The organism is Gottfriedia sp. NPDC057991 (assembly GCF_042886615.1).
Taxonomy (GTDB): domain Bacteria; phylum Bacillota; class Bacilli; order Bacillales; family Bacillaceae_G; genus Gottfriedia.
The window spans coordinates 1,277,559-1,300,320 of record NZ_JBHVQN010000001.1 but is presented as its reverse complement, the minus strand read 5'-3'; the positions used below and the strand labels follow the sequence as shown (position 1 = coordinate 1,300,320).

At 32.7% G+C, this 22,762-nt stretch carries 25 protein-coding genes; 7 read left to right on the top strand and 18 right to left on the bottom strand.

Annotated elements, in window-relative coordinates:
* Positions 1 to 107 precede the first annotated feature (107 nt).
* Complete coding sequence (locus ACFVR2_RS06600) at positions 108 to 377, bottom strand: hypothetical protein (RefSeq protein WP_387359984.1); 270 nt, start codon at positions 375 to 377, stop codon at positions 108 to 110.
* 132 nt (positions 378 to 509) lie between these two features.
* Between ACFVR2_RS06600 and ACFVR2_RS06595 the strand changes: the two genes are divergently transcribed.
* Entirely contained in the window at positions 510 to 1,085 is a 576-nt protein-coding gene (locus ACFVR2_RS06595; RefSeq protein WP_387359982.1) for a hypothetical protein, read from the top strand.
* Between the two features lie 104 nt (positions 1,086 to 1,189).
* Here ACFVR2_RS06595 and ACFVR2_RS06590 read toward each other — a convergent pair whose 3' ends face one another.
* Positions 1,190 to 1,888, bottom strand: a complete 699-nt coding sequence (locus ACFVR2_RS06590; RefSeq protein ID WP_387359980.1) for a Dph6-related ATP pyrophosphatase — start codon at positions 1,886 to 1,888, stop codon at positions 1,190 to 1,192.
* Between the two features lie 290 nt (positions 1,889 to 2,178).
* Between ACFVR2_RS06590 and ACFVR2_RS06585 the strand changes: the two genes are divergently transcribed.
* Positions 2,179 to 2,415, top strand: coding sequence for a hypothetical protein (locus ACFVR2_RS06585; RefSeq protein ID WP_069032177.1), 237 nt, complete (start codon positions 2,179 to 2,181; stop codon positions 2,413 to 2,415).
* 122 nt (positions 2,416 to 2,537) lie between these two features.
* Here the strand turns inward: ACFVR2_RS06585 and ACFVR2_RS06580 are convergent, their stop codons facing one another.
* Both ACFVR2_RS06580 and ACFVR2_RS06575 read right to left on the bottom strand, forming a co-directional pair.
* Positions 2,538 to 2,864 carry a hypothetical protein gene (locus tag ACFVR2_RS06580; protein ID WP_387359978.1) on the bottom strand — a complete coding sequence of 109 codons (327 nt, stop codon included), beginning with the start codon at positions 2,862 to 2,864 and terminating at the stop codon, positions 2,538 to 2,540.
* Between the two features lie 193 nt (positions 2,865 to 3,057).
* A complete protein-coding gene (locus ACFVR2_RS06575; protein WP_387359976.1) occupies positions 3,058 to 3,531 on the bottom strand; it encodes an NUDIX hydrolase in 474 nt (157 codons plus the stop codon).
* A gap of 166 nt (positions 3,532 to 3,697) precedes the next feature.
* On the opposite strand from ACFVR2_RS06575, the gene ACFVR2_RS06570 reads away from it, so the two are divergent.
* From ACFVR2_RS06570 to ACFVR2_RS06560, 3 genes are read left to right on the top strand one after another with little or no spacing between them, the layout of a single operon-like run.
* Entirely contained in the window at positions 3,698 to 3,826 is a 129-nt protein-coding gene (locus ACFVR2_RS06570; protein ID WP_387359974.1) for a cytochrome c oxidase subunit 2A, read from the top strand.
* 14 nt (positions 3,827 to 3,840) lie between these two features.
* A complete protein-coding gene (locus ACFVR2_RS06565; RefSeq protein WP_387359972.1) occupies positions 3,841 to 4,311 on the top strand; it encodes a cytochrome c oxidase subunit II in 471 nt (156 codons plus the stop codon).
* An 8-nt stretch (positions 4,312 to 4,319) separates the two neighbouring features.
* Positions 4,320 to 5,975: a b(o/a)3-type cytochrome-c oxidase subunit 1 gene (locus ACFVR2_RS06560; RefSeq protein ID WP_387360465.1), complete on the top strand. Its 1,656-nt coding sequence runs from the start codon at positions 4,320 to 4,322 to the stop codon at positions 5,973 to 5,975.
* A 189-nt stretch (positions 5,976 to 6,164) separates the two neighbouring features.
* Here the strand turns inward: ACFVR2_RS06560 and ACFVR2_RS06555 are convergent, their stop codons facing one another.
* The 10 genes from ACFVR2_RS06555 to ACFVR2_RS06510 form a co-directional block, all read right to left on the bottom strand.
* Positions 6,165 to 6,311, bottom strand: a complete 147-nt coding sequence (locus ACFVR2_RS06555; protein ID WP_387359970.1) for a hypothetical protein — start codon at positions 6,309 to 6,311, stop codon at positions 6,165 to 6,167.
* A gap of 32 nt (positions 6,312 to 6,343) precedes the next feature.
* A complete protein-coding gene (locus ACFVR2_RS06550; RefSeq protein ID WP_387359968.1) occupies positions 6,344 to 6,655 on the bottom strand; it encodes a formate/nitrite transporter family protein in 312 nt (103 codons plus the stop codon).
* A gap of 16 nt (positions 6,656 to 6,671) precedes the next feature.
* On the bottom strand, positions 6,672 to 7,388 hold the full coding sequence (locus ACFVR2_RS06545; RefSeq protein ID WP_387359967.1) for a sirohydrochlorin chelatase: 717 nt from the start codon (positions 7,386 to 7,388) through the stop codon (positions 6,672 to 6,674).
* Between the two features lie 4 nt (positions 7,389 to 7,392).
* A complete protein-coding gene (gene cobA, locus ACFVR2_RS06540; protein ID WP_387359966.1) occupies positions 7,393 to 8,817 on the bottom strand; it encodes a uroporphyrinogen-III C-methyltransferase in 1,425 nt (474 codons plus the stop codon).
* 3 nt (positions 8,818 to 8,820) lie between these two features.
* Positions 8,821 to 9,138, bottom strand: coding sequence for a nitrite reductase small subunit NirD (gene nirD / locus ACFVR2_RS06535; RefSeq protein WP_387359964.1), 318 nt, complete (start codon positions 9,136 to 9,138; stop codon positions 8,821 to 8,823).
* A gap of 25 nt (positions 9,139 to 9,163) precedes the next feature.
* Positions 9,164 to 11,563, bottom strand: coding sequence for a nitrite reductase large subunit NirB (nirB, locus tag ACFVR2_RS06530; RefSeq protein WP_387359962.1), 2,400 nt, complete (start codon positions 11,561 to 11,563; stop codon positions 9,164 to 9,166).
* Positions 11,564 to 11,786: 223 nt separating this feature from the next.
* Positions 11,787 to 12,176 (bottom strand): iron chaperone, encoded by a 390-nt coding sequence (locus ACFVR2_RS06525; RefSeq protein WP_387359960.1) that lies wholly within the window; start codon positions 12,174 to 12,176, stop codon positions 11,787 to 11,789.
* An 18-nt stretch (positions 12,177 to 12,194) separates the two neighbouring features.
* Positions 12,195 to 13,433, bottom strand: coding sequence for an MFS transporter (locus tag ACFVR2_RS06520; protein WP_387359958.1), 1,239 nt, complete (start codon positions 13,431 to 13,433; stop codon positions 12,195 to 12,197).
* Between the two features lie 413 nt (positions 13,434 to 13,846).
* A complete protein-coding gene (locus ACFVR2_RS06515; protein WP_387359956.1) occupies positions 13,847 to 15,469 on the bottom strand; it encodes a flavin-containing monooxygenase in 1,623 nt (540 codons plus the stop codon).
* Positions 15,470 to 15,523: 54 nt separating this feature from the next.
* Complete coding sequence (locus tag ACFVR2_RS06510) at positions 15,524 to 16,474, bottom strand: alpha/beta hydrolase (RefSeq protein WP_387359954.1); 951 nt, start codon at positions 16,472 to 16,474, stop codon at positions 15,524 to 15,526.
* 143 nt (positions 16,475 to 16,617) lie between these two features.
* On the opposite strand from ACFVR2_RS06510, the gene ACFVR2_RS06505 reads away from it, so the two are divergent.
* Positions 16,618 to 17,313 (top strand): response regulator transcription factor, encoded by a 696-nt coding sequence (locus ACFVR2_RS06505; protein ID WP_387359952.1) that lies wholly within the window; start codon positions 16,618 to 16,620, stop codon positions 17,311 to 17,313.
* A 534-nt stretch (positions 17,314 to 17,847) separates the two neighbouring features.
* Here the strand turns inward: ACFVR2_RS06505 and ACFVR2_RS06500 are convergent.
* Positions 17,848 to 18,525, bottom strand: a complete 678-nt coding sequence (locus tag ACFVR2_RS06500; RefSeq protein WP_387359950.1) for a response regulator transcription factor — start codon at positions 18,523 to 18,525, stop codon at positions 17,848 to 17,850.
* A gap of 221 nt (positions 18,526 to 18,746) precedes the next feature.
* Here ACFVR2_RS06500 and ACFVR2_RS06495 point away from each other — a divergent pair, with 221 nt between their 5' ends.
* Positions 18,747 to 19,643: a LysR family transcriptional regulator gene (locus tag ACFVR2_RS06495; RefSeq protein ID WP_387359948.1), complete on the top strand. Its 897-nt coding sequence runs from the start codon at positions 18,747 to 18,749 to the stop codon at positions 19,641 to 19,643.
* A 53-nt stretch (positions 19,644 to 19,696) separates the two neighbouring features.
* On the opposite strand, the gene ACFVR2_RS06490 is transcribed toward ACFVR2_RS06495, so the two are convergent.
* The 3 genes from ACFVR2_RS06490 to ACFVR2_RS06480 all read right to left on the bottom strand — a co-directional run bounded on the left by ACFVR2_RS06490 (position 19,697) and on the right by ACFVR2_RS06480 (position 22,758).
* On the bottom strand, positions 19,697 to 20,125 hold the full coding sequence (locus ACFVR2_RS06490) for a protein-tyrosine phosphatase family protein (protein ID WP_387359945.1): 429 nt from the start codon (positions 20,123 to 20,125) through the stop codon (positions 19,697 to 19,699).
* A 32-nt stretch (positions 20,126 to 20,157) separates the two neighbouring features.
* On the bottom strand, positions 20,158 to 20,904 hold the full coding sequence (locus ACFVR2_RS06485) for an MBL fold metallo-hydrolase (protein WP_387359943.1): 747 nt from the start codon (positions 20,902 to 20,904) through the stop codon (positions 20,158 to 20,160).
* Between the two features lie 303 nt (positions 20,905 to 21,207).
* The gene (locus ACFVR2_RS06480) at positions 21,208 to 22,758 is read right to left on the bottom strand and encodes an acyl-CoA carboxylase subunit beta (RefSeq protein ID WP_387360462.1); all 1,551 of its coding nucleotides are present in this window, start codon (positions 22,756 to 22,758) and stop codon (positions 21,208 to 21,210) included.
* Positions 22,759 to 22,762: the final 4 nt, after the last annotated feature.

Sequence of the window (22,762 nt, the reverse complement as noted above, 5' to 3'; positions counted from 1 at the left end):
CGATCCTTCTACTTAACTAATCCACTTATTATATTATGATGCTACAAATCTATTATTTTTTACCTATTCATTTTTTATATTACTGGACGAAATCGGACTAATATTGCTCAAATTAGCCAAAGTAATATTGAAAACCCCAACATAATTAGCCCAAATATAAATGAAATTATTTTAGAAATTACGATATGATATCTTTTCGGAAATAATCTACTAGAGATAAATTCTATAGCACCTAAGATTATTTCATAAAATTCGAGTGTACTTACACCCAAAGTATAATCGTCATCATCTTCGTATTTCTTAAAGGTTACGTAAAAAGCATTTGCACTCAATGCGAGTAAAATCACTGTTCCAATTAATTGAACATAAATATTCATAATTTCTCCCAGCAATAAATATAACAATTATCTTTTAAAGTTATATGACTTCGAATATTTTTTAAAGTATAGTTTTGAATAATTCAACTCAAACTAAACGAAAAAAGATTACACAAGGTTTGGGGTAAATAGATGAAAAAAATTTGTATTACTACTATAATGAGCACTTTCATTTTTTTTAGCTCTTCCCAGTTAGCGCTATCAGAAAAGTTGAATGGAGTTTCTGCAACACTTACAGTTCAGGTAGGTCCTACAGCTGACTCCTCAAGTGAAACTGGTCAACCTATTAAAGGCGCTAGGGTTATTGTAATCAATTCATTAGGTAAAGTTTTAGGTACTGAATTAACAAATTCAAAAGGAATTGCAAAATTAAATGTAATTGTAAATAAGAATCCTCTTTTTCAGAAGAAGCAAATGGGAGAGGTTACTATCATTACTGTAGCAAACGGATATAATGAACAGATCGACTTTAGTGTACCAATCAATGAATTCAATGACCATACTGCTAAAGATTCGGTGTCACTGTTGATTGTGGATCCAAAAAGAAGAAATGAACCACGATTTACCAATGGTTCTTATCATCGTTTAACCGTATTTGAAATGTTAAATGATTATGCAAAGCAAGTCGGATTAACGAAACAAAATATTACGATGGATACAGGGGCAGAGCCGCCTTGGGGACCAAATTTGAAAAATCTGCAAGATTGAACATTTCAAATTGATATAAAGTTCGTAATTAAAACCCTAAAATAGACTGTTTCAAATGAACAGTCTATTTCATATATAATTCAACATTCTCAATGTTATAAACTTCATTCAAGAACTAAATCTGTATAACAGAATCTAGTTTCTCCTGTATAAATATCTGCGGTTAACTTCTTTTCTCCAATACCAAACTGAATTGGATGATTAAAAATAGGACCATCAAATACAAATGAATGGTATTCTCCATTCTCACCGCAAGGATCAACCTCTTTTGGAAGTTCGCTGATTAAATGATAATCTATTTCTTTACCAGAAAATTCTTCTGATAATCTAGTTAAATCAACACATGTAATAATCGTTTTATATCCTAAGGAAATAAAGCGTTCTATCACATTTGTCGTACCTTCACCCCATAAAGGAAAAATTGGATTAATTCCTAATGGTTTAAGCATTTCCTCTCGATACTTTCGTACGTCTTCAAGAAATAAATCTCCAAATGCAATATATTCAATCCCTTGTTCCTTTAGCTCTAAATTAACCTTTGTCATAATTTCTTGATATTTTTGATTTGAACAATTTTCTGGAATCCAAATTATCTTTAATGGTAGACCGATTGAAATTGCTTGGGCCTCTAATAATTCAACCCTAACTCCATGAATGCTCGTACGATTAAATCCTTCAGTTACTGATGCGATTAGTACTACTACTTCAAATTCATCTGAATGCAAAAGATCATGCAATGCCAAAGTCGAATCTTTACCACTAAAAGATACGGCTATTTTTTTCTTATTAATTGCGATTACCACCTTTTTTATATACTTTTCTATTAATTAAAATCTTTAAGTCTCCTATTTGACCTATATTCCATCATCTTCCATAAAAAATTATAGCATTTTTCAATTAATTAATATCCATTTAAATAACATAAGGCCGGTAATATGATTAATCTTCAAAAATAGATAATAAATTTTTATAATATCGCTAATAAATAACGAAGAATGATTCACTGAAAAATAAAATTGACATACAACCATAAGGTGTTATAATTTAAATAACACCTTATGGTTGTATAAATTATTTTTAGGAGGCAACAAGAATGGACAAGCAAGGTCAAGAAATGTTTTTAAATTTCATTTTACAAAGAGTTCAAGAAGGTAAAGAAGATGAAGCAAGAGAAATTCTTTTAGAAAACTTCAGAAAACAAGATGAAGGTACTTTTTCATTAGAAGAAGTTCAACAATTTGTTCCTAAGATGATTACTTTATTAAAGCCTGATAAACTTGAAGAAGTTAAAGCAGTTGTAATGCAATTTGCTGGAAATTTTGGTAAATAAAATGAAAAAAACTCTGTCTCTCAGAGTTTTTTATTTTATTTCTAAAAAAACTCCCCACCGAAATTTAACAATCTATACTCATCCAATAGTTCGAATAGCGTTTTCACCTTCGACCAATCATTCTACTTCTCTAAATGTCTTTCAAAAATAAAGAATGAATATAGTCTATACATTATTGCGATCAGCGCTAAAATTGACAAATAGATCATCGAATGGTCATCAATAAAAAATGACACAATACAAATTGCAAATGCTAAAAATGTTAGAAAGTTCCCAGAGAAACCATTAATGGGCTGATTGTTTAAAAAAAGTGTTTTAACACCCTTTAAATCTTTTGCGTAGCAATCTTCATGATAAGGAACGACTTGAAAAAACATCGTAGCAGTAACGAGATCCCCTCTAATCCTTATTTCCTTTAAACACCGATCGCAATAGACAGTTTTAGCCAATTACCCCACCCCCATACTTTTCAATTCAACTTAATCATTAATTCTATTTTTTTTTAATCGATTCCTATTAAACTATGAATATTTCATCAAATAAAAATAGGAACCATCAAGGACCTATTTTAATACTTTATATCTACTAACCGAATATAATTTGAATTCACCGTTCTTGTTTTACTAGCTTTTTGACGTTCGATCATTCATACCCCAATTTCGGGTAAAATTTTGTTAAAAATTCATTTAATATAACCTTGTGACTTTTAACAATATTATTTGGTAGTTCATTTGGATAAAAGTACTCAAATTTAATCGATTCCGAATCATTAACACTTAACTTCCCTTTATATTCTTCTGTATAATAAGCAACTGTAACGACGAAAAATTCATCTCCGTTTTCAGCTTTAACGAAGTTTTGTGGTCCTGAATAGACATTTATTAAATTCAATCGATCTACAATAAGTCCCGTTTCTTCAAAAACTTCTCTCTTGGCTACATCTTCAGTAGATTCCCCTAACTCCATCAGTCCACCTGGTATTCCCCAATATCCATTTGGAAACTTTCTAAGTTGTAATAATAATCTACCAGATTGGTCAATGATGATTGTAACTGAGCCTACAAATATTAAAGGTCTATGTCCAACAATACTCCTTAAATCTTCTATATATCCCATTATAACGCCCCCTTATTGTTACTATATTTTACCAAAAATACTTTAAACTAGATTCCCTAAATGCTTTTTACATATTTTGTTTTCATTTTCCATGAATAGAAATAATTGGAAAAAAGCAAACTAACTTTTAGTTAATACCTTGAATTTTGAAAATGGAGGGATTAAATTGTCTTCAAAAAAAACAGAGAGAGAACAAGATCATAATTTAAACGGAACTTTCATCAGTGTCCTTGTACTTGGAGTTTTCATTTTAATTTTATGGTTTAGCTTCTATGCTTTTTATTTACATCGCTAGTAAGGAGGATGTTCATGCATCTACATAAATTTGAAAAAATATGGTTAACATTTGGAATGATTTCATTAATTGTTTTTCTAGTAATTATCGGTATTACAGCCTTTCGTTCACATCTTCAGCCAGCAGGCGGGATGAACACGGTAAATCCTCAAACCGTTGAAAAAACTGCACCATTTAATCATCCAGGTGTGTATCAAAAAGATGATGGTACATACGAAGTCGTAATACTAGCAAAAACATTTGCATATGCACCGAGCAAATTAAAGGTACCAGTTGGTAAGAAGGTGCGATTTGTTTTGACTAGTACGGATGTGACTCACAGTTTTTCAATCGTTAATACAAATGTCAATATGATGGCTGTTCCAGGTCAAATTAATACGAAAGAGTATTCGTTTAAAAAGCCAGGAAATTATTTGATTTTATGTAATGAATATTGTGGAACAGGTCATTCATTTATGCAAACAACTATCGAGGCGGTGAAATAATGAATGAAATGATAGGAAGACCAGATCGCAAACTAGCTTTAACACATATTGTAGTGGCATATACTGCGTTTTTAATCGGTACATTTACTGGGCTTATGCAGGTTTTTGTGCGAAATAATGCACTTGAACTTCCAAAGTGGCTTGATTACTATCAAATTCTAACTGCTCATGGAGTTCTGCTTGCGCTTGTCTTTACTACATATTTTATATTTGGTTTCTTAATTACAGGAATGAGTAAAACACTAGGTGATTTTGGAGCTAAAGTTCAGACATTTATTTGGTTAGGTTTTATTGTAATGACAATCGGAACAATACTAGCTGTGTTAGAGATTTTATCCGGACAAGCTTCTGTTTTGTATACATTCTATGCCCCTTTACAGGCTAACGCTTGGTTTTATGTTGCCTTAGCACTTTTTGTAGTTGGTACATGGATCAGTGGATTTGCATTAGTTGGACATTATGTAGCTTGGAAAAAGAATAATAAAGGTAAAATCAGTCCTCTAATTTCTTTTATGACTGTAGCAACAATCGTATTATGGGTAATTGCTAGTCTAGGTGTGGCTGCGACTGTTCTATTTCAATTCATTCCGTGGTCATTTGGATGGGTGGACACAATCAATGTGGAATTAAGTCGATCGCTTTTTTGGTTTTTCGGTCACCCACTTGTTTATTTTTGGCTACTCCCTGCTTATATAGGCTGGTATGCAATTATGCCAAAAATAGTTGGTGGAGAAGTATTTAGTGATTCTCTTGCAAGACTCGCTTTTATTTTATTTCTTTTGTTCTCTATACCAGTCGGTTTTCATCATCAACTTCAAGAACCCGGTATTTCAACCTTTTGGAAATTCTTACAGACTGTATTAACTTTTATGGTAATAATACCATCATTAATGACAGCTTTCTCTATGTTTGCTGTGTTTGAGATTTCTGGAAGAAAAAAAGGTGCGAAAGGTTTATTTGGATGGATTTTTAAATTACCTTGGAAGGATGTTCGGTTTACATCACTATTCATTGCCATGTTATTTTTCGCGCCAGGTGGTGCAGGTGGAATCATCAATGCAAGCTATCAATTAGATGAAATCGTTCATAATACACTTTGGATTGTTGGACATTTCCATATTACAGTTGGCACACCTGTTGCAATGACATTTTTCGGATTAACCTTTTGGCTTATTCCTTATTTAACAGGAAAAAAACTTACAAAATCATTCCAAAAATTAGCGTTTATACAGATTTTCACATGGGCTATCGGTATGTTTTTAATGTCGACTACGATGCATATTCTCGGAATATATGGTGCTCCTAGACGAACTTCATATACTGATTATATGGGTCATCCTGCAGCAGCTAAGTGGTTTTCTGGTATATTCACAAATCATGTAACAGTTGCTGTTGGTGGATCAATTTTGTTTTTATCTGCTTTATTATTAATTTTTATTGTCCTACAAGCGTTATTCACTTTACCAACTCCGAATTCGAAAGAAGAAACAGTTGAATTCCCAGTTGCCGAAAGTAATACTGAAAACACACCTCGTATATTGGAAAATTGGTGGCTATGGATTGGCGTTTCCATTGTATTAATTGCAATTGCTTATACAATTCCTTTATCACATATGATGCATCAACATCATCCGACTGGCTCGGAAGGTTTCAAAACTTGGTAGGAGTGAATTAATTTGTTCGTATTTACATTTTCATTAATTCTAGTATGTGTCATAAGTATCGTTATTCTTGTTGATTTAACAACAAAAGAGGAATAAAAAAGAGGATTTCTCTTTATTTATTAAAAAAGAAACAACCTAGTTTATGAGCTCAGGTTGTTTCTTTTTTCTTTTTATTTTTTTCAAAGTAAATTAAGATGCAATTTTATTTTCATTAATTTGAACGTTTGAATGTTTTTTATTTTTTGCTTCCGAACTAGAAACCCAGTAAGCTGCCCCAACAAATAAACTACCGCCAATAATATTTCCAAGTGTAACCGGTACAAGATTTGAAATCATTCCAGTTAGTGTTACTGTTTCTGGGTGTTTAATTAATAAGGAAATCGATAATCCTTTTTATCTAACATACCAATAGACATAATCATATTATTTCCAGTAAATAAATCCGCTCCTGCCATAATGACTAAACTTAAGGCAATTCCAAATGAAACACCCATAATAATTTTCGTACCAGCAAAACCAGTAGGTGCGAGCAATCCACCGATTGTAAAGATTAAAATGATACCCAATCCTACAAAAAATCCTGCCATCATTGTAGGGACCATATATCTTGATTTACTTGCTTTGATTTGGTTTGTCTTCGATATAGCTACATTCCCAATTGAATTTATAACTTCTTTCATATTGATCACCCTATATTTAGATTTTAACCTTTTCTTGAATACGTTCTATAAGAGCTTGACTCATGAGCTCATCAAATTGTAAATTCCCACAAAGATAAAATTTTTCATTTTCTATGGAAATTCGTCTCTTAATCTTTTCAAGAAGTAATCCTGTAAATAATAAATATGGCATTAGATAAATACTTTGAAATCCTTTCCTCATATTATTAATGGTATCTTCTAACCTTGGATTACCCGCAGTTAAAAAAGCTGTGCGAACAGGAACATTAATTCGCGACTCAACAGCATTTCCGATTTGTTTAAGCATTTCGATCGGCTCAGGATCGCTACTTCCACGACCTACTAATATAATTGCAGAATTGCTAGTTCCACATGCAGCCTGTACACGTTTCTGAACAAGTTGAATCATTTTTTCATGAATACCAAATGGCTCAGTTGTCATTATATTTACATGTGGAAAGCGTTTTAAAACAACATTCAATTCGTCTGGAATATCGCGTTTATAGTGACCAGCTGCAAATAATAATACTGGTACAACTAAAATATTTCTCGCACCTTCTACAATAATTTTTTCCAAAGATTGTTGAATTGTTGGAGCAACTAATTCTAAAAATGCATACTCTTGATTTTGAATAGGAATCTCTTTGATTACGGATTGAATAAAGTGTATAAATTGCTCATTACCTTCTTGCTTGCGACTTCCGTGTCCAATATATACTACAGCATCAAACATGATTTCACTTCCAATCACCAAGCATTAATTCCTTTTGTAATTCTTCGTCAATTTTAGTAAATCCGCATTGTATTGCATATTCCTTAACCGTTTCACCAATATATGCAAATGGTAAATTCATTAAATGACTTTCTTTCGTTTTCTTTATCTCTTTTATAAACCAATCAACTGATGATTGATTTGGAAAAATAATTGATTCCCATTTTGTTTCTTCAAGCAATCTTTGATTTATTACATCAAATCGTGAATCTGCAATATTTTCATGTGTCGCTATAAATTGTGAGCTTGATGGTAATTTCGTATATTTGTCTACCGATCCTACAAATACTGTGTTGTTCTTATCGCCACTTTCCTTCTTAGCTAAAATTCCATACTTCTCAAGTTCCTTGCTAGTTTTCGGCGATATATACTCGATTCTATTAGGAAGTTTACGAACATCGAATTTTGATTTAAACATTTTAGTAAAAAATAATTTCACGCTTTCTGGTGAACAAAAGACGATTCTTTCTTGGCTTAGTGCATCCACTACCTGATTATGCTGAATTGGAAGTTGCACTGATTTAAGAGTAGGAAAAGCGTAAACTTCAGCACCGTTTTCTGATAAATAAGTTTCTAATCCGTTCTTTTCTACTGATGCAGTTCCTTTAGCTAATAAAATTTTCCGACCAAAATATTTTTTCTTTTCAAACCAAGATATCTTTGAGCGTAATTTAACAACATCTCCAATAATTGTCATTGCAGGATTTGTAATTTCTTCTTTCTCAATAATTGATACGATTGAATCGATTGTTCCTTCAACAACTCTTTGTTTTCCAATTGTTCCCCACTGAATAACAGCTACTGGAGTATCCTTGGATTTACCATTCTTTATTAGGTGCGTACATATTTTAGGTAGATTACTTACCCCCATATAATAAGCAAGTGTATCTCCTAACTGATCAGAACAATTCGATTCAATAAGATCTTCATTTTCCATACATTTATGCCCTGTTCTTAAGGTAAAACTTGTACTATATTCTCTATGTGTAACTGGGATTCCAGCATATGCTGCTGCAGCAATGCTAGATGTAATTCCTGGAATAATTTCAAAAGATATATCATGTTTTGAAGCTTCTTCTGCTTCTTCACCTACTCGTCCGAAAACGGATGGATCTCCGCCTTTTAATCTAACGACATATTTCCCATCTAGGGCGAATGTTACTAAAGTTTGATTAATCATTTCTTGACGCATAATATGTCTGTTAGGGAGCTTCCCACAATAAATGAATTCACAATTTTCATTCGCTTCACGAAGTAGCCTTGGATTAGCAAGTCGATCATATAAAATGACTTCAGCTTCTCGAATACATTTCAATCCTTTTTCAGTTATTAATCCTAGATCCCCAGGTCCTGCACCTACAAATGAAATAAATCCAGATTTTTTTGTCATACGTCACACCGTAATATAAACATAACCGTCGATTACATCGGTTTTATATGTTTTTACTTTGCCATCATCTGGTTTTTGAACTTCGCCAGATATTAAAGAAATTTTCCAATCTCGTAAAGGACAGAACACATATTCACCTGAAACAATCCCTTCAGCAAGTGGTCCATTTGTCCCTGGACAAATACTTTCGATTGCACGAACGTCTTCATTTGATAAACGGAATAATGCGATTGATTCCCCTTTAATTTCTACTTCCTTTCCAATTTGGATGGGTAAAGAAGCTAGATCAATAATTTTTAACTTCTCCGGTGTCGTGATCATTTTTTTGCTCCTCTCATGTTTGCAATTACTTTCTAATAACCTCATATAGTTCTAATTGATTAGTAAGCGCTTGGCCCCATGCTTCTTCATATGTTAATTTTGCTTGATCAAATTTCTCTACTAAAGCATTTTCTTGTTCCTTGTTTAACAATACTTCTTTAATCTTTTCAACCCCAGTTCGCTCAACCCATGGAGCAGTACGTTCCCCGTAAACACCCGTTTCACGATAGTGTTGAACATAAGCTTTTGCCATGTGAACTACTTCTTCTTCTGTAGTTACAGCAGTTAATAAATCACATTCTCGAACTTCTGTTCCACCATTACCGCCAAAGTAAAGCTGGAAGCCATTTTCCACACAAATTACTCCAAAATCCTTAGTAAGCACCTCGGCGCAATTTCGAGGACATCCCGTAACACCCATTTTCATCTTATGTGGAGTATCAACCATTTCGATTGCTTTTTCTAATTGGATCCCTAGTCCTAATGAATCTTGTGTTCCAAATCTGCAAAATCGATTACCGACGCATGATTTAACATTTCTAAGAGACTTAGAGTAAGCATATCCTGAACGCATTCCTAATTCTTCCCAAACTTTTGGTACATCTTCTTTTTTAACACCATATAAACCAACACGGCTCGCACCGGTAACTTTTACTAAAGGTACATTGAATTTATTTGCTACTTCACCAAGTTTAATTAATTCATCACCAGTCGTTACTCCCCCATACATTCGTGGTACGATTGAGAATGACCCATCTTTTTGAATATTTCCTTCCATTCTTTCATTAACGAAGCGTGATGATTTATCATCCTGATAATCATTTGGATACATCATTCTTAAATAATAATTTAGAGCTGGACGACATTTTGAACATCCTTCTTCATTTTCAAAACCTAATACAATACGAACCTCTCTAGGAGTTTGTAATCCTTTTTCTTTGATTTCATTTATAACTTCATCACGAGATAATGTTGTACATCCACACATACCAGGCTTTGCAGCATTAGGATCAAATGTATCACCTAAAGTAGCTGCTAAAATACTTTCAACCATTCCTTTACATTTTCCACATGATGCTCCAGCCTTTGTGCAACTTTTCACATCCTCAAACGTAGTAAGTTCTTGTTCTAAAATTGATTGAACAATTGTACCTTTCGTGACTCCATTACATCCACAAACTGTATCATTTGCACTCATTGAAAGAACAAAATCTTCACCAGAGTCCTCACCTGATTTATGGAGAATAGAAGCACTTGTGTATTCTCTTATATTTGTTTCATTTTTCAACATGTTGAATAATCGATTTCCATCCGATGCGTCACCATATAAAACTACTCCAACAACTTTTTCATCTTTCACAATTACTTTTTTGTATAGTCCAGCAAATTGGTCATTTACAATGATCGCCTGCATATCTTCTTCTTCATGGATTAATCCACCAGAGAATAAATCACAACCAGATACTTTTAACTGAGTTGATAAAATGCTTCCTTTATATCCGTTCGTTGAATTACCAGTCATATGATCAGCAAGCACAATCCCTTGTTCGTACAGCGGTGCTACTAGTCCATAAGTAGTTCCATTATGCTCGGCACATTCACCTACTGCATAAATTGAAGGTTCAGATGTTTGCATAAAATCGTTAACAACTATTGCACGGTTTGCATCGATCCCTGCTTCTTTTGCTAAAGAAACATTAGGTCTAATTCCTACTGCCATTACGACTAAATCACAATCTAATGAAGTTCCATCCGAAAAACTAATCCCTTCTACACGATTTTTTCCATTTATTGAAATCGTTTGTTTCTCCATTAAGAAATTCATACCTTGTGCTTCTAAATCTTTTTTTAGCATTTTCGCAGCAGTTGCATCTAATTGTTGTTCCATTAATGTAGGAAGTAAATGGACAACATGAACCTCCATTCCTCGATCAATTAAGCCTCTTGCTGCCTCTAAGCCTAATAGGCCTCCCCCAATTACTACAGCTTTTTTATATTTTTTTGCATAATCGATCATTAATTCAGTATCTTGAATTGTACGGAAACCGATTACTCCTTGTAGATCATTTCCCGGTATAGGTAGTATAAAGGCACTAGATCCGGTAGCTAAAATAAGCTCATCATATGAAATCGTATTTCCTTTATCTGTTTCAACTTTTTTTTCTGTAGGAGATATTTTTGACACTTTTTCGTTTGTAAGTAATGTAATTTGATTCTCTCTATACCAATTCCAATCATTAATATTGATTTCATCAATGGTTGTTTTTCCTTGTAATACATTTGATAACATGATTCGGTTATAGTTTGGATAAGGTTCATCACCTATTATTGTAATTTCAAATAAATCTTTATTTCTTTTTAAAATCTCTTCTATACATCGAACTCCTGCCATACCATTACCAATCATCAATAATTTTTTTTTCATCACTATTGTCCCCCAAGTATAATTTGTGAAATTTTTCACAAGTTTTACTAAAAAAAATCAACTTCATTATTTATTAATTGTTTTTCCTACCTAAATACAAGTTTAGTATAACGGATAAAGTAAAGTTTTAACGAAAATTATATGACAAAATTTTGAACAAAAGGTTCAGTCCTTTTTACTAAAAAACCTCCAAAGCTAGAATTAGCCTCAGAGGTCACGAACCTTATTTTTTCTTTTTTAATTTCTCTTCTGCTTTTTTAATATCCTCAACTTCTCTATACTTTACAATCTTTTTTATCAGATCAAATGGAAGTGGATCGTTTATCGGAAATTGTACAGATCCTTTAGCACCTTTATAAACTGATAATTCTTGTTTAAATGCTGCAATACCACTAGCTCCAGGGTAAAATCCAATATGATTTTTAAATGCAGCAAAATGTACTAAATTTTTATTTAACGCAAATGTAGGCATTTGATAACTAATTCTCTCTACAGCATTTGGTACAACTTCTTTTACAGTTTTTCTTAAAGCTTGTAATTTTTCCTGAACATCAGGCTGAAATTGTAAAATATATTCATCAATCGTTTCAAAGGTTTTTTTAGTATTTTCCATAAATTCTCCTTTAGCAAATTATCCTGCTTTTTCTGTTTTGTCTCCAGAAAGTGAATTAATTCTTCTAAGTGAAGGGAATAAATACATCCAAAGTCCAGCAACTACTATCGTTCCAAGTCCACCTACAAATGCAGCTGGTACGGCACCAAGTAATCCAGCCATCGTTCCAGATTCAAATTCCCCGAGCTGATTTGAAGTTCCAATAAATAGCGAATTTACTGCATTTACTCTGCCTCTCATATCATCTGGTGTCTGTAACTGAACAAGCGAAGAACGTATTACTACGCTGACTACATCCGAAGCTCCGATGATAAATAATGCAATTAATGAAATGACTAAGCTTGTTGAAATTGCAAATAGCATTGTTGCCAATCCAAAAATACCTAACGCTCCAAATAATATCGGACCATATGATCTTTTAAGTGGGAAATAAGCTAAAAATAGAGACATTATTAATGCTCCAACAGCTGGTGCAGTACGCATTAGACCTAAGCCCCAGGCTTCTGTATGTAAAATATCTTGCGCATAAATTGGTAAAAGTGCTGTAGCTCCTCCAAGTAAAACGGCAAACAAATCAAGTGATATAGTTCCTAAAATGATTGGGTGTTTATATACAAATTCTAACCCCATAAGCATTGTACGTAAAGTTACTGGCTCTGCTTTACGGATAAATTCACTATCTAATTTTATAAAAATTGTTAAGATTGATGAAAGTAACAAAGCAATTGCTGACGTTGCATATACGTATGCTGGTCCTACTGAAAATAATACACCACCAAGAGATGGCCCAAGTATTTGTGCTGTTTGACCTGCAGATGTACTCCAAGAAATAGCTTGTTGTAAAATAGATTTTGGCACAACTTGAGGTAATAACGCCGAAGAAGCAGGTCCTTCAAACGATCGGCATGCACCGAGTATAAAAGCTGCAATTAATATTTCCTCTCTGCTAAGCCAATTAGCAAAATTACCATATAAAAGAAGTCCTGCAATTAAAGCTTCTATCATTTGACATATGAAAACAATTTTCCGACGATCAACTCTGTCAGCAACTTGACCAACTACTAAAGTAAGTAAGACCATTGGAATAAATTGTGCTAAACCTACTAGACCTAGACTAAACGCGTCATGTGTCAAATCATACATTTGCCATCCAATTGCTACCGATAGCATCTGAAATGAAGTCGAAGTAAGCATTCGAGAGACCCAAAAATTCGTAAATGAAGTCCCTTTAAAGATTGATTTTTTTGATGCAGACAAATTCAAACTCTCCCCTTTTTAACTCTAACAAATAGCAAATTGAATATTTATACTATTAATGAAATTTAAATACATATCATTATACTATTTTTACTCTGAATTTGTGGATTAATTCAACTTACATTAAATGAATTTTAATAATTGGAGAGCTCTATTCTATTAATACTCCAACCAATTATGAGTAAGTTATTTTCATCTTTTTGTTTTTTGACTTACTCATGAACTCTTTGAGTAATTATATTTCATCTTTTTGCTTTTTTACTTCCTCATGAACACCTCATGAGGAAGCATTTTTGTTCTTCTTGTTTTTTACTTACTCATGAACCACCTATGAGTTACTACATTTTATTTATTTCAACACATTGAAAAACACTTCTCCATAGAAAGAAGTGTTTTTTAGCGTTGTATTCTAATTAATGAACTGCGTTTGAAGTTAAAACAAAACCTTCATATCCATTTGTAGCTATTTCATCGCATTTTTTACGATATGCTCCTACACCACCAAGGTAAATTTGAAATCCTCGTGGTTTTCCTTTAATATTTGCCCCGGTGTACCATGAATCTGTTTTTATAAATAGTGTTGCTTCTGCAACTTCCCTACAATGTTGGCTCCATTCATTCTCTGCATCAACATTGGCTTCAATAACATCAATTTCTTTCGTACGTAAGAACTGAATACAATCAGCGATCCATTCTACGTGTTGCTCAATTGAAACTGGCATGTTGCTAAGTACTGAAGGACTTTCAGGCCCAGTAATCATAAACATATTAGGGAAACCAGCATTAGCAATTCCAAGATATGTTCTCGTTTGTGCTCCTCCGTCCCATTTTTCCTTTAAACTAATTCCATCTTTTCCTTTAATATCGATCTTCATTAATGGACCAGTCATTCCATCATACCCAGTAGCAAATACAATCACATCTAATTCATATTCATTGTTAATCGTTTTCAACCCATTAGGTGTAATTGATTCAATTGAATCGTTCTTCACATCAACTAAAGATACGTTTTCACGATTATATGTTTCGTAGTAATTAGTATCAATAATTGGACGTTTTGTGCCATAGTAATAGTATGGCATTAATTTTTTGGCAACTTCTGAATCATGTACAATTTCACTAATTTTTGTTCTAATAAATTCGGCAACTGTCTTATTTGCTCTTTCATCAATCGTAAGATCAGTGAAAGCTCCAAAAAGTCCAAGTCCACCATTTTTCCAATTATCTTCATATATTTTGTTTCTTTCTATTGGATTGACCTCCAAGGCAGATTGTGTAGGTGGTACAACCGGTTGGCCCCCAGTCGATTCTCTCATTTGTTTTTTAATTTCTTTAAAGTTTGCTTTAGTTTTTCGTATATATTCCGGGTCATAAAGATGGTTTCTTGCTGGTGCACTATATTGAGGTGTACGTTGGAATACAGTCAGATGCCCCGCCTGTTCTGCAATAACTGGAATAGCTTGTACACCGCTCGAACCAGTTCCAATAATTCCAACACGTTTACCTTTAAAATCAACTACCTTATTTCTTGGCCAGTGTCCTGTATGGTACCATTCCCCTTTGAATGATTCAATTCCTTTGAAGTTAGGTACATTTGCCGCTGATAAACAACCTACACCAGTAATAAAATATTTAGCTGTTACATTCGTATGATCATCTAAATTTATCGTCCATCTATTATTTTTCTCATCATAATGAGCTGATTGAACCCTTATATTAAATTGAATATCTGAACGCAAATCGAATTTATCTGCCACAAAATTTAAATATCTTAAAATTTCAGGTTGCTCAGGATACCTAGACGTCCAAGTCCATTCCTTATATAACTCTTCTGAAAATGTATAATTATAGTAAACACTTTCTGAATCACATCTTGCGCCTGGATAACGATTCCAAAACCATGTTCCTCCTACACCTTTACCTGCTTCAAATACACGAACTGAGAGTCCATCCTCTCGTAAGCGGTGAAGCATATATAGCCCCGAAAAACCAGCACCAATTACAATTGCATCAAAGTGTTGAATCTTAGTTTTCATTTTATTTCCTCCTTCTACAAATAGATTTATTTTCATTTTTTTAAAGACTAAAATTTACCTTTTATTTAAAACTGTTTGATCCACTTTATTTAAAAACTCATCAATTCGATAAATTGACTCTTCAATTCGCTCAGGAAACACTGCCATATTTGTAAAGTATCCATGAACAAGTCCTTGTTCACAATGCATCTCTACATTTACTCCAGCATCTTTTAAACGTTTACCATATTCAATTCCCTCATCTCGAAGTACATCATTTTCCGCAGTAATTATAAGTGCAGGAGGTAAGTTAGTTAAATCTTCAGCTGTAAGTGGTGAAACATATTTATTCCTAGCATCTTCTTTGGAATTTATATAATGATTTCCAAACCAAATCATTAAATCTCGATCAAGTCCATAGCCTTCTTGGAAATCTAAATAAGATTTTGAATCATAAGTTAAAGCGGTAACTGGATAAACAAGCACTTGTGCCACAACTTTTGGTCCGTTTTGATCTTTGGCAGCTTGTGAAATTACCGCAGCAAGATTCCCTCCTGCACTATCACCGCCTACAACGATATTGGAAGCGTTTCCATTAAATTCTTTAGCATGCTCACTCACCCAATTTAATGCAGCAAGCGAATCTTCAAATGGGATTGGAAACTTGTATTCTGGAGCAAGTCGGTAATCTACTGAAACAACGATTCTTTTCGTACGGTTAGCAAGCATTCTACAACTCGCATCTGATGTTTCTAAATCACCAATAACCCAACCGCCACCATGGTAATACACAAATACTGGTAAAGGACCTTCACCTTCAGGAGTGTAAATTCTGATTTTAATTGATTCATCTTGTCCGACTTGAATTAATTTATCTTCAACTTTCGCTAATGGAGCAAGTTCTACTTCAACCGGTGGAGCATTTGCAAACATTTCTCTTACAGATTCCGGTTCCATTTTGTGAATTGCTGGCATTTGATTAAACATCTCCACATATGCTTTTGCTTTTGGATCTAAATTAGCCAATTTACATCTTCCTTTCAGATTGGATTTTAATTTACTTTCGAGATCCTATCTCTCAAAAAGCCTATCTAAAGGATATAACTTTTAGTATAATTAGAATATTCCTAATTTTGCATATATAATACCCCTAAAAAGGAGGTGATAAAGTGGTTTCTGACTATACCATTCAAGAACATATTCGAAAGCTTGAAGTTAGTACAAGTCATGAAGAACATATGTACAATATTCTTGATATTTATATGAATCTTTTTCCCGTTCGAAATGCTTATTTATTTAGATATTCTCCTTTTGGATTTTTAGGTGAAGGCATTATTTTGATTACAAATGATGGATTATCACATATACGAGAGATAAGAGATGATATTCGTTCGCTCCCAATCATTTTTTCAGCAATTTGTGAGAGAAAAGCAAAGTTTTGTTCAGGTATTGAATGCTTAAAACAAACGAGTAGTAAGTATATCTTCCCTTCTAGTGTTAACTCTATGATTGCTGTGCCAATCTGTTTCGGTTCAGTAGTTGTTGGTTATATTTGTTCAACGGAATTTAAAGATGATCTTAAAATGGATGATAAAGTACTCTCTTCATTTACATACTATGGTAAGTTAATTGGTAAATTTTTAGAAAATACAACTGGGGCTTATCATTCAATCATTTTAAGTAAAAGAGAATTAGAGGTAATGAAACGCATTGCTTGGGGCGAAAGCACAAAAGAGATGGCAGATTCCATGAATATTAGTGAACTTACAGTAAAACAATATGTGAAATCCGCTATTAAAAAACTTGGTGCTAACAATCGCTCTCATGCTGTTGGTGAATTAATTCGAAAAGGAATTATCTCCTAACTATTGAAAGCGCTTTAAAAAATTCAAAAAAACACTAATCTTTTTTACTTAAAAGCTTAGTGTGAGAGTGTTGAATTAAATGGGTGTGAATACTGAAAAGCGCGAGCACTATGTGGTTTTTATTTATTAAACTGATAGATGCTGTTAATCTATTAGTAATTTATATTGATATTTCTGGGGTTTTTATTTAGGGATTTATGTTGATGAAATTATTTAGTTCATCTTTCAAATACACAACAAACTAAATGTAATCATTACATTTAGTTTTTAGAAGTTCAATATGTATATTTAATAATTATCCTAATTTTTTTAAAGATTATATTTTTTCAATTGGCAATTCATTGGAACGGAAGGGTGCTCGACTCCTATGGGATATGCGGGAAGGCTGAGACTCCGCAGGCGGCGCCGAGGAGGCTCAGGTCTCGCCCCATGGAAAGCGAGTACCCTGTAGTGGAAATCAATATCACACTACTTCCTTAATAATAATAAATACAAACACTAATCCTTTTAAGTAAAGATTAGTGTTATTTTTACTTAATCAAGTGAAATCCAATTATTTTTCATTGCAAAAATAACAGCATTTAATCTGTCAGATACTTGTAGTTTTTGGATTATATTTGAAACATGATTTTTAACTGTTTTACTCGAAATAAATAATTCAGATCCTATTTGAATATTGGAATATCCTTGAGCTAGAAGTTGCAAAATTTCAATTTCTCTTTTCGTCAAAAGATTATTCATAGCTTCATAATCTAGTTCTTTCTTTTTCTTTCCATTCTCAAGAAGTCGTTTATTTTCTTGAATAATTAGATTTGTTAATCGAGAATCTAAGAAGAATTGGCCATTTTGAACTTGTCTTACAATATAAAGTAAATATTGTTCATCAATGTCAGTTAAGCAAATTCCATTTACCCCAATTTCGATCAAACACTCTATTTCTTTATAATCTATGTTATTTTTTATGATTACGATATTAATGTTCTTATCACGTAACTTTAAAAGCTGAGATTTTATTTCCATCTCTTCATTTTTCACATGACAAATAAAAAATGTTTCATTTAAATCGCTTGTATTAATTTCATGGAAATCTATTTTTCTAGCGTCCAGATTATGATGTATTAAAATTGTACTTATTCCAGATACGAAAAGAGTATTTTCAACAAAAATAAATGTTTTATTTTCGTGGTGATTAAACTCATTGTTAGTAAACATTTTTATTCCCAACTTTCAACAGTAACTAGATTTTACTGATATTTCATTGCCTAATCCTAATTAATCCTATAAAATTATATGGAATTAAGTAGTATTTTACATTGTTTACGAAAGAATTTATATTTCATATATGTTAAGCTATTGTTAAGTAATACTTAACAATGTAATGCACTTAAATATATTAAACTATGGATAGGATGTTTTTATATTAGGAGGTTAATATGAACTTTGAACAACTAGAATATGTTGTAAGTATCGCGAATGAGAAGTCGATTTCAAAGGCAGCGAAAAAATTGCATATTTCTCCTTCTGGGGTTAGTCAAGCCATTAGTCAACTTGAAAGAGAATTAGAAATAAATATATTTAATCGTTCTAGAGGTGGAATTACTTTAACTTTTGAGGGAGAGTTAGTATTATCTAGGTCGAATGAAATTTTAAATAATTTAAAAGAATTAAAAGAACAGCTTTCCGATTTTAAGGAAACTAGAGTAAAACATATGAAAATTGCATGTGCACCTACTTTTACTTATACAATTCACGATGTTTTAAAAAAATACTCTGGGAATAACAACGGCGCTACGATTGAATTAATTGAACAAGGGTCACCTCAGATTATTAACAATTTAACAAAAGAGGACTTTGACTTAGCGTTAGTTGTCTCTTCAAAAGCGGAATTAGAAAAGGAAAATAATATTAATTACGAATTTTTAAGTAAAGGAAATATTTGTATTATTGTAGGCAAAAATTCTCCTTTATATGAATTAGATCATGTGACTGCTGAAAATTTACTTCATCAAAAAGTGATAATGTATAATTTTTCCAATAAAGGTTTTCTACAATTAGCTAAAAAATTTAAAAATGAGATCGTTATAAAATCAAATCGCACAATGACACTTATTGAATTAATAAAGGAAGGACGCGTTTTTACATTTGTGCATAATACAACTTTAAAATATTTCCCAGAAGTATTAAGCGGCGAACTAAAAATAATCCCAATTAAAGAAACAGATTATATTTATCAGGACTTTTGGGTAATATCTCCAAATACCAAAGAAAATACAAGTGACAAAAATGAATTTATAAAGTATGTAAGAGATCATTTAAATGGTATTTCTTAATAAAAAACGCTAAATGATACAAAACAAATTTGTATAATTAGCGTTTTTTTTATTTAAGCATTAGGAAAAATCTTTTTTAAAGATTCCTTCATATCAGGATTCGATTTAATTGTTGGACGTATTGATCTAGCCATTTTTTCGGCTTCTTCAATTGTTTCAGCTTTGTTTAGTGCAATTAATGCTCCAATTGCTACAGTACCTGCACGAGTATTACCACCACCACAATGGAAATACACTTTTTGATCATTTTGATAAGCTTCTACTACTTGATCAATCGCTTTTTTAAGTGTTTCTGCTTGTTCTACTTTATCATCAACAATCGGACTATGTACACGGTTAATTTGAGGGTCAACCTCATAATTTTTTACTCTTAGATCAAAAACAATATCTGCATTTTCGTTTTCCATCATGTCTTTCACGTCATCTGCCCCACCGAAAAAGACACGATCTTTTATTAATTCTTGATAATTCCTGTTACTCATATTTTTGCCTCCAAAAACGATTTTTCAATATTTTATTGAATGATTTCACTTAATCTTTCTTTTACATTCCCTTCAAATAATCCACCATGATAACAAATCACTTTTTCAATATCGAATGATAATAAAGCCTCAAGTGATTTTATCGATTGATCAATATCATATGTGTACCCCGGGTTTGAAGGATTTAATTGACCATTTTCAATCATTAGTGCATCTCCTGCGACTAATGTTTTCGACTCTTTATGATAAAAGCTTATATGTCCTGGTGTATGTCCAGCAGTGTCAATTACAGTAATACCACCACAAATTGCCAAATCATTTCCTGGTGTAACAATATGGTTAACTTTACCTTTTGGCGGGTTTTCTAATCTGTTTTTAAATGCTTTTCGAAATGCATCTGTTGTATCTGCTGGCAATGACGCTACAGCATTCGCAATTTTTTCCGGTGTAATTTTAATAAGTAACTTTTCACCTTGAATATAAGGTTTTTCTATTTCACTCGCATAGACTTCAATTTTATAAGTAAATTCTTCTACGATCACAGAAAGACTGCCAATATGATCTATATCTTGATGAGTAATCAGTATTTTATTAAGTTTTTCAAAAGGTACTCCAACCGTTTCAAAGCAATTTTGAAATTCGTTTAATTGTCCTGGATAACCTGTATCAATTAATACAACATCTTCGTCATCCCAAATTAGTGTTGGATGAATAGTATTTGTCATACCATTTGAATTCATCGTAATGCTTAACATTTGAATCTTACTACTACCAAGCATAAAATCACTCCCGAACTATATTGTGAATCATTTCCAAGTACTATCGTACCGATTATAGCCCACCCAGTCAACATAAAAATATATAATTATAACACAAATATTTTTATTTGTCAATATATTAATCAATTTATTAAAATGTAATTTTTAACATTTTCTCACAAAAAAACTAGATATACTAATCTTTAAGTATATCTAGTCACTCTGTTTTAATAAGGACTTGTTAACTCGACCAAAATTTTCACAGTAGAGGAAGTTTAGTACCGGTTATTTCCATAACTAATATACTCCTCAATTCCCTAATTTTTAAAGCGGTATATTTCCATGTTTCTTGTTAGGTCTTGTTTCACTTTTTGTTCTTAACATTTCTAAGGATTGTTTTAAGACTTTACGTGTTTCTCTTGGATCAATAACATCATCGACCATACCGTGAGAAGCTGCAACATATGGGTTTGCAAACATTTCTCTATATTCTGAAATTTTTTCAGCACGAGTTGCAATTGGATCGATACTTTGATTGATTTCTTTTGCAAAGATAATATTCGCTGCTCCTTCTGGTCCCATCACGGCGATTTCTGCATTTGGCCAAGCGTATACTACATCTGCACCAATTGCTTTAGAATTCATTGCTACATATGCCCCACCGTATGCTTTCCTTAAGATTACAGTAATTTTTGGAACTGTAGCTTCTGAATATGCATATAAAATTTTAGCTCCGTGACGAATAATTCCACCATGCTCCTGGTTTACACCTGGGAAGAAACCTGTTACATCTTCAAATGTAATTAAAGGAATATTAAATGAATCGCAGAAACGGATAAATCTTGAAAGTTTATCAGAAGAATTAATGTCAAGACCACCAGCCATTACTTTTGGCTGATTTGCTATGATTCCAACGCTATGTCCATCAATTCGACCAAACCCAATAACGATGTTCTTTGCAAAGTTTGGTTGTACTTCCATGAAGTCACCATTATCAAGAATTTGCTCAATCACTTTTCTTACATCGTAAACTTTCGTAGATTCGATCGGAACTAAGTCAATTAGATCTTCTCTCCAATCATCTTTTTCGAAAAATGGAACGCCTTCTGGTTTTTCATTATTATTTTGAGGTAAAAAGCTAATAAGTCTACGCACCTGCTCTAAAATCTCAGGTTCTGATTCTTCAGTGAAATGTGCTACACCGCTAATCGAAGAATGAACTTTTGCTCCTCCTAGATTTTCAGATGTAATTTGTTCACCAGTTATTGTCTCGATTACTTTTGGACCAGTAATAAACATTTGGCTCGTCTTTTCAACCATAAAAACAAAATCAGTAATTGCAGGTGAATAGACTGCTCCTCCTGCACACGGTCCCATTATGACAGAAATTTGTGGTATAACGCCAGAATAAATCGAATTGCGATAAAATACATGTCCGTAACCGTCTAAAGAAACTACTCCTTCTTGTATTCTAGCACCACCAGAATCATTTAACCCTATAATCGGAGCACCAACTTTTGCTGCTAAGTCCATAACTTTCGCAATTTTTAAAGCGTGCATTTCACCTAATGCTCCACCAAAAACTGTAAAGTCTTGCGCAAATACATAAATTAGACGTCCATGTACTTTACCGTAACCTGTAACAACACCTTCACCCGGACTATCTATTTTATCCATTCCAAAATTCGTAGCGCGATGTTTAATAAAGGGATTTAATTCGACAAAAGTATCTTCATCTAATAAAAGATTAATACGTTCTCTAGCAGTTAATTTCCCTCTATTATGCTGTGAATCTATTCGTTCGTCTCCACCGCCTAATTCAATTACTCTCTTACGATCCATTAATTCATTTATTTTCTCATATGCTGTTGTCATGACT

Excerpts from the sequence above, each read along its gene's own strand:
- ACFVR2_RS06575 (WP_387359976.1), bottom strand. The coding sequence starts at position 3,531 with ATGGGATATATAGAAGATTTAAGGAGTATTGTTGGACATAGACCTTTA.
- ACFVR2_RS06560 (WP_387360465.1), top strand. The coding sequence starts at position 4,320 with ATGATAGGAAGACCAGATCGCAAACTAGCTTTAACACATATTGTAGTG.
- ACFVR2_RS06585 (WP_069032177.1), top strand. The coding sequence starts at position 2,179 with ATGGACAAGCAAGGTCAAGAAATGTTTTTAAATTTCATTTTACAAAGA.
- ACFVR2_RS06550 (WP_387359968.1), bottom strand. The coding sequence starts at position 6,655 with ATGAAAGAAGTTATAAATTCAATTGGGAATGTAGCTATATCGAAGACA.
- ACFVR2_RS06565 (WP_387359972.1), top strand. The coding sequence starts at position 3,841 with ATGCATCTACATAAATTTGAAAAAATATGGTTAACATTTGGAATGATT.
- nirB (WP_387359962.1), bottom strand. The coding sequence starts at position 11,563 with ATGAAAAAAAAATTATTGATGATTGGTAATGGTATGGCAGGAGTTCGA.
- ACFVR2_RS06480 (WP_387360462.1), bottom strand. The coding sequence starts at position 22,758 with ATGACAACAGCATATGAGAAAATAAATGAATTAATGGATCGTAAGAGA.
- ACFVR2_RS06545 (WP_387359967.1), bottom strand. The coding sequence starts at position 7,388 with ATGTTTGATGCTGTAGTATATATTGGACACGGAAGTCGCAAGCAAGAA.
- ACFVR2_RS06555 (WP_387359970.1), bottom strand. The coding sequence starts at position 6,311 with ATGATTTCAAATCTTGTACCGGTTACACTTGGAAATATTATTGGCGGT.
- ACFVR2_RS06490 (WP_387359945.1), bottom strand. The coding sequence starts at position 20,125 with ATGAGTAACAGGAATTATCAAGAATTAATAAAAGATCGTGTCTTTTTC.
- nirD (WP_387359964.1), bottom strand. The coding sequence starts at position 9,138 with ATGATCACGACACCGGAGAAGTTAAAAATTATTGATCTAGCTTCTTTA.
- ACFVR2_RS06495 (WP_387359948.1), top strand. The coding sequence starts at position 18,747 with ATGAACTTTGAACAACTAGAATATGTTGTAAGTATCGCGAATGAGAAG.
- ACFVR2_RS06500 (WP_387359950.1), bottom strand. The coding sequence starts at position 18,525 with ATGTTTACTAACAATGAGTTTAATCACCACGAAAATAAAACATTTATT.
- cobA (WP_387359966.1), bottom strand. The coding sequence starts at position 8,817 with ATGACAAAAAAATCTGGATTTATTTCATTTGTAGGTGCAGGACCTGGG.
- ACFVR2_RS06515 (WP_387359956.1), bottom strand. The coding sequence starts at position 15,469 with ATGAAAACTAAGATTCAACACTTTGATGCAATTGTAATTGGTGCTGGT.
- ACFVR2_RS06485 (WP_387359943.1), bottom strand. The coding sequence starts at position 20,904 with ATGCTTGGTAGTAGTAAGATTCAAATGTTAAGCATTACGATGAATTCA.
- ACFVR2_RS06600 (WP_387359984.1), bottom strand. The coding sequence starts at position 377 with ATGAATATTTATGTTCAATTAATTGGAACAGTGATTTTACTCGCATTG.
- ACFVR2_RS06525 (WP_387359960.1), bottom strand. The coding sequence starts at position 12,176 with ATGGAAAATACTAAAAAAACCTTTGAAACGATTGATGAATATATTTTA.
- ACFVR2_RS06595 (WP_387359982.1), top strand. The coding sequence starts at position 510 with ATGAAAAAAATTTGTATTACTACTATAATGAGCACTTTCATTTTTTTT.